Annotated in this window: 5 protein-coding genes; 4 read left to right on the top strand and 1 reads right to left on the bottom strand. The window is 55.9% G+C overall.

The genetic code is table 11. The features are described from left to right. Nucleotides 1–28 precede the first annotated feature (28 nt). A complete protein-coding gene (locus tag SH573x_RS11460) occupies nt 29–1,072 on the top strand; it encodes a hypothetical protein (protein WP_479355118.1) in 1,044 nt (347 codons plus the stop codon). Nucleotides 1,073–1,310: 238 nt separating this feature from the next. Continuing rightward, the gene (locus tag SH573x_RS11465) at nt 1,311–2,159 is read left to right on the top strand and encodes a sugar phosphate isomerase/epimerase family protein (RefSeq protein ID WP_479355120.1); all 849 of its coding nucleotides are present in this window, start codon (nt 1,311–1,313) and stop codon (nt 2,157–2,159) included. A 300-nt stretch (nt 2,160–2,459) separates the two neighbouring features. Here the strand turns inward: SH573x_RS11465 and SH573x_RS11470 are convergent, their stop codons facing one another. After that, nucleotides 2,460–3,704: a thioesterase, FlK family gene (locus tag SH573x_RS11470; RefSeq protein WP_479355122.1), complete on the bottom strand. Its 1,245-nt coding sequence runs from the start codon at nt 3,702–3,704 to the stop codon at nt 2,460–2,462. 515 nt (nt 3,705–4,219) lie between these two features. Between SH573x_RS11470 and SH573x_RS11475 the strand changes: the two genes are divergently transcribed. Then, nucleotides 4,220–4,966 carry a gamma-glutamyl-gamma-aminobutyrate hydrolase family protein gene (locus SH573x_RS11475; RefSeq protein ID WP_479355123.1) on the top strand — a complete coding sequence of 249 codons (747 nt, stop codon included), beginning with the start codon at nt 4,220–4,222 and terminating at the stop codon, nt 4,964–4,966. A 300-nt stretch (nt 4,967–5,266) separates the two neighbouring features. Further along, on the top strand, nt 5,267–6,064 hold the full coding sequence (locus tag SH573x_RS11480; RefSeq protein WP_479355125.1) for a CHAP domain-containing protein: 798 nt from the start codon (nt 5,267–5,269) through the stop codon (nt 6,062–6,064). Nucleotides 6,065–6,270 lie beyond the last annotated feature (206 nt).

The following is a 6,270-nucleotide window of genomic DNA, read 5'->3' on the forward strand; positions in this document are numbered from 1 at the left end:
GAATAGGACCAAGCATAGGCGGTACAAAATGATGATGAGACGATTGTGGGTGGTGGCCCTGTTGATGCTGGGAGACAGTGCCTGGGCGCAGTTGCCCAAAGTCGAAGTGACCAACGTGCGCCGAGTCTTTCATAACGGCGAACACAATGCGTTTACTGATCTAGTCAAATTTGGTGGCAAGTACTATCTGACCTTTCGCTCGTGCCCCGATGGTCACATGGTCCATCCAACAGCCTCGATCATCGTGCTGGTCAGCGAGAATCTGACCGATTGGCAGCAGGTGCATCGATTCTCGGTCAAAGATCGCGATACGCGTGATCCTCATTTTCTAGCTTTCAAGGACAAGTTGTTTGTCTACACCGGCACCTGGTACAGCGGCAAAACGACAATTCCACCGGCCGAATACGACCTAAATAAACATCTGGGGTATGCGGCGTGGACGAGCGATGGCCAGCAGTGGCACAGCCCCATTTTGCTCGACGGTACTTTTGGGCATTACATCTGGCGGGCTGCAGCCCTAGGGCCCAAAGCTTACTTGTGTGGACGGCGCAAGCTCGACTTTGAAGAAGGACCACGCGGTGAAGGACATGCTGTCGAGTCGCTGATGCTCGAAAGCGAAGATGGACTCGTATTCCGCAAGTCGGCAGTTTTTCAACCGATTGAAGGCGACGAGACAGCTTTTTTGTTTGAAGCCGACGGAGCCGTAACAGCCATCGGCCGGCGCGGACGCGGGACAGCTCAATTGATCACCGGCCGACCGCCCTACGTTGACTTGGAACGCGTGGACTTGGATCGGGCCGTCGGCGGACCGCTGATTGTCAAATGGGGCGAGCGGGTGGTGGTGGGCGGTCGACATACCACTAGCGATCGCGGTCCCAAAACCAGTATGTGCTGGCTGGACAAAGGGCGACTGGAGGAGTTTGCCGAGCTACCCAGCGGTGGCGACAACTCATATCCCGGCTTTTTGGATCTGGGTAACGGCCGCGCGGCGATGTCTTATTATTCCAGCCACGAGCAACTGGATGGAAAACCGATCACGGCCATTTATATGGCTGATTTGAAGAGCCAATAAGGTAGCCACCGTCGCCAGAGGGTGGACCCCGTAGCCACCGTCGCCAGACCGTAGACCCCGTAGCTACCGTCGCCAGACGGTAGACACGCGTCCACCGCCTGGCGGCGTTGGCTACGTGCCGACTGACCAAGAAATCGAATTGCACCCGCTAGCATTTATTGACGGTTGGGCCTAAGTGGTTTACGCTTTGGCGCGTTGTCAAGTGCTGAATGAGTTGGAATTTGTAGGGTAAGCCACCATGAGCGATTGGGATATCGGGGTCTTTGCCAGTATTGATGCTGGCTTGGGTGTGAAGTTGGAAGTCGCTTCCGATTTGCAGATTCCCACAATTCAGTTGCATGCACCGCATCGCAGTTCACGAACGCCGGAGCAGGCTGAACGCTTTATTGCTCGGCTGGAAGAGCTGAACATTCAGCTGACTGCGGTCTTCGGTGGCTTTGATGGCGAAAGTTACGCTGACATTCCTACGGTTGAACGCACGGTAGGTTTGGTGCCTCCCGAGACGCGGGCCGCGCGGCTGCAAGAAATGAAAGAAATCAGCGATTTCGCTCGTTTGTTGGGCTGTGAGGTCATCGCCTTGCACCTGGGTTTTGTGCCTCATGATGTGACTTCGGCCAGCTACCAAGAAGTAATTGACGTAACGCGGCAGATCTGCGATCACGCTACGCGCAATGACCAGGCAGTGCATTTGGAAACCGGGCAAGAGACCGCCGACGGACTGCTCAGCTTTCTGGGCAATGTCCAGCGGAATAACTTGTTCATCAATTTTGATCCCGCTAACATGATTCTGTACGGCACTGGTGAACCGATCGAAGCACTCAAGAAGGTCGGCAAGTATGTGCGCTCGGTGCACTGCAAAGACGCGCTATGGAGCGATCAGCCGGGCGTAACCTGGGGACGCGAAGTGGCTTTGGGTGAGGGCCAAGTCAATTTCGAGGCTTATTTGTCGACTTTGCGGGACATTGGTTACCGAGGTCCACTAACGATCGAACGCGAAATACCGCAAGAGCCCGAACGTCAGAAAGCTGAAATCGGCGGCGCAGCACAGCTGCTCACCGATTTGCGCAAGAAGTTATTGAAGATCTGAAGCCTTGCGGCTGGTGTTATTTTTGCAACGCAGAGAGCGCAGAGTCCGCAGAGGGAATGCCTCCCTGTTTTTCCTTCAGCATGTTTTCTCTGCGATTCTCTGCGTCTCTGCGTTTTAATATACAAAGTATTCCAGGGCCATTTTTGAAACGCAGAGAGCGCAGAGTCCGCAGAGGGAATGCCTCCCTGTTTTTCCTTCAGCATGTTTTCTCTGCGATTCTCTGCGTCTCTGCGTTTTAATATACAAAGTGTTCCAGGGCCATTTTTGAAACGCAGAGAGCGCAGAGGGAATGCCTCCCTGTTACACTCCATTAAATTTCGGTGGACGTTTTTCGGCGAAAGCGCGAATGCCTTCTTGGGCGTCGGGCGTTTCCAAGCATCGAATGTAGGCCTCGGTATCGGCGCGGTAGGCGACTTTGGGTTGATTGCCTTCGTCTAAGTGAATGGCACGCTTGGTTTCACGCAGCGCCGCGGCGGGCATTTTCAACATCTTGTGAGCGATTTGTAAGCCGCGAGCTAGCAAGTTGGCTTGCGGGACCAGTTCGTTGACCAGTCCCCACTCGAGGGCTTGCCGCGCCGAGATGGGTTCGCCCAGCAGGCACAGCTCCAGGGCTCGCGACTTGCCGACCAAAGCAGCGAGCTGCGCAAGGCCATAACCCGGATTCCAGCCCAAGCGAATTTCCGGCATGGCAAACCGGGCCGCATGCGCGGCGATGCGTAGGTCAGCCGAATAGGCGGCCACGCAGCCTCCGCCGAAAGCATCACCGTGAATCAGAGCGATAACCGGTTGCGGCAGGCGTTCCAAGGCCAAGTACATTTCCGCTTGCCGCAGACTCAGCGACCGAGCCGCCGCGGCCGGCATGTGGGCCAGTTCCTTGACATCGTCGCCCGCACAGAATGCTCTTCCAGCTCCACTCAGCAGCACCACGCGAACATCGTCAGGATGCACCATTAGCCAGGCGATGGCTTGCTCCAAGTCGTCGGTCATCTGGGTATCGACCGCGTTGAGATGCTGCGGGCGGTTCAGTTTCAATGTGGCGATACGGTTTTCCACGCCGAGTTGCACGCTGGCAAGTTTTGGTAGCTGGCTGGTTGTGGCCGGTGTGTCCATGGTCTGTGGTGATTCTGGGCTGGCTGATTCTGGTCGAGTTGGATCGGAGAGTTGGGAGAGGCTATCGATCATGCGCTGCAGGCTGACGATGGCTCGCGCGTGGGTGCCGCGGCCGATCAGACGTTGGCCCTGCCAGGCCTCGACGTCGAAGTGAATGCGTTTGCCTTCGATGCTGGTGACGCGAGCCAGACCGTGGACGACGGAACCGAGCGTGGCGCCGGCCAGGTGTTCGATATTGACGAGTACACCCACGGATTCTTGATCGCTAGCCAGGTAGGGCCGCAGGGCTTCGCGAGCGGCGCGTTCCATAAGCAAGATCATATTGGGTGTGGAGAACACGGTGGCCCGGGGATCGCCGCCCAGGCTGATCACCATCGAAGCATCGACGGTCCAGACCAGGCGTCCCGTGTGGCCGATAGAGAGGTTAGGGAGCATTGCTTGAAATTTAAGTGTGGGATTCGATAGTCTGAAAAATCGAGTTTTGAGCTACTCATTTCTAATGCTAGCACACTTGATAGCAGTAGCATTAGCCTCGGTGCGCAAGATATAGACAAACTGTTGCAATGTCTCAGTTGGCTACTAGACTCTCTTTCAATCGTGACGGTTGGCAGTTTTTTGCTGTTGTCCGTTGATCACAAGGGTGTCTTCTTTAGGGAAGGAGCGAGGCACGGGACTGGGAGCGCACTGGATTGTGCAGAACTAGCCAAGCAAGCGATTACTTTCTGGCTCCGGTCGATCAGAGGCAAACCATTATCGGGACGATATGGCCTTGATCTGTCACAGGTAGGAGCGAAGTAACCAGCATGGAATGCTAAGGTTAGATTCTAGCAGGCCGCGACAAAATGTGCACTTGTAGTTTTTTGCTTGCTATTTTTCGACAGAACGAGAAGCGCTCCGTTCTCATGACCGAGGACGTTTGTTTTGGGTCTTAATGTGATGAGGATTCGCAGATGACCTTTCGACCTCTCATTGGTTTGAATGCCGATTATCGTGCTGCAACACACAACCAGCCAGCATTTTCGTATGTAGCCGCCGGCTACTATGACGCGATTGCAGCTGCGGGAGGGATTCCGGTTGTGGTGCCACCGCTAGAAGATGATGCATCGCTGGCGGCAATCATGGATCGCGTGGATGGATTTGTGCTGATCGGTGGCGCAGATTTGGATCCTCGCAACGACGGCTTTATGCTGCATGCTTCGGTCAAGCCCTTGGAAGCTCGACGCGAACGCTTTGACCGCCGCTTGATGCATGAACTGTTTGAACGTCGCGTACCTGTGTTCGGAATCGGCACCGGTATGCAACTGCTGAACGTAGTTTGTGGCGGCAATTTGTTTTTGCACTTGCCTGAGGATCTGCCCAATGCGTTGCCACACCGCGATGTGCAGGATCCCAACCATCGTCACTCCTTGGTCGTCGAATCAGATTCGCTGATCGGCCGAGTTTATGGCGAAGGTGAAATTCGCGTAACCAGTCGCCATCACATGGCGATTGATCAAGTTGCACAGGGCTTCCGCGTGACAGCCCGGTGCCAAGATGGAGTTATCGAGGCGATCGAGAGCGAAATGATTGATTGGTTCGCTCTAGGCACTCAGTTCCATCCCGAATCGACCGCAGCTAGCGCCTTAGACGTTCGCATCTTTGAAGAATTCCTCGAGGCCATTCAAGCACGCAGCGAAGTGGCGCGTATCGCCGCTTAAGACTTGCGTGTGTGTTTTTCCGACCCGAGAGCTCGATTGCAGACCCAGACAATCCGGCTCCTCGGGACCTATGCACCATTCCATACCGGGGCGGATGGCGTTCACCAAGAACATCATCCGCCCTTTTTCGTTGGCCGACCACGCAACTATTTTCGCCATTGGCCGACAACATCAGGTAGTGAAAAACCTCCGTAGCCACCGTCGCCAGACGGTGGACCCTCTGTAGCCACCGTCGCCAGACGGTGTTGGCCTGGGTTTTTGATTCCTACCTCAACAGCTATTTTTTTCATGGAGTGGGCTATGAGCGTTACGATTTCCAACAAAGTCGGTCGCAGTACAACCAATCCCAGCCTGGCCGTGCGCAACGATCGCAACGATGTCTTGGCCGTCCAGCGGCTGCTCAACACGGCCCACACCAAGCGGCAAATTCCACGCACAGTGCTGGACGTCGATGGAGTCGTCGGCCCAAAGACGGCCGGTGCTATCGCCGAATTCCAACAGTCCATGTTCGGCTGGAAGGACGGCATCGTCGAACCCAATGGGCAGACTTTGCGCAAACTGAATGAAATTGCAGGTGCGGCCGGGGGCGGTGGTGGCGGTGGTGGCGGCGGTGGCGGCTCGGGTGGACAAGCCTCGCGTTGGGCCGAAGAAGCCGTTCGCTCGGCCTTGACGCAAGATGGCGTGCGCGAGCAGCCGCTGGGTTCCAACGGCGGTCCAAGAGTGATGGAGTACTTGCGTTCGGTCGGCCTCACTCAACCGGACTTGTGGTGCATGGCGTTTGTCTATTGGTGTTTCCAGCAAGGTGCCGCAGCCGCAGGCGTATCCAATTCGCTAATGCGCACCGCTTCGTGCACTCAGCTCTACAGTTGGGCGCGTTCCAACGGCAAACTGGTCACCACTCCTCAACGTGGTGATATCTTCCTGGTCCGCGGCGGTGCCCAAGGCCGCACTCATCAACACACCGGCATTGTCACCGAAGCCACTGGAGGCAGCATATCAACGATCGAGGGCAATACCAACAACGACGGCAGCTCCAACGGCATCGGCGTTTTCCGCCGAACCAGAAACACCTCGAACCTCGACTTCGTCCGCGTGTAGTAAGGAGTAGGAGTAGGAGCCGTGCGCGCTTGGTTGCGATCGACCCAATATTTTACGCATAAACTATTGGCCAACTGCTCTCCACCGACCTTGCGTCGGTGGAAGCACGACTGATTGGCTAGAGGCCAGCGACCAAGCCCATTAGCCATCGGTTTACCGAGACGAGGTGGGACGCGGAGAATCGAGTACGAGTACGAGTACGAACT

The sequence above is a fragment of the Rania fehmarnensis genome, assembly GCF_056494185.1.

What these genes read in the sequence shown, in the direction of transcription:
- SH573x_RS11460 (WP_479355118.1), top strand. Translation starts at nt 29, where the DNA reads ATGATGATGAGACGATTGTGGGTGGTGGCCCTGTTGATGCTGGGAGAC.
- SH573x_RS11465 (WP_479355120.1), top strand. Translation starts at nt 1,311, where the DNA reads ATGAGCGATTGGGATATCGGGGTCTTTGCCAGTATTGATGCTGGCTTG.
- SH573x_RS11470 (WP_479355122.1), bottom strand. Translation starts at nt 3,704, where the DNA reads ATGCTCCCTAACCTCTCTATCGGCCACACGGGACGCCTGGTCTGGACC.
- SH573x_RS11475 (WP_479355123.1), top strand. Translation starts at nt 4,220, where the DNA reads ATGACCTTTCGACCTCTCATTGGTTTGAATGCCGATTATCGTGCTGCA.
- SH573x_RS11480 (WP_479355125.1), top strand. Translation starts at nt 5,267, where the DNA reads ATGAGCGTTACGATTTCCAACAAAGTCGGTCGCAGTACAACCAATCCC.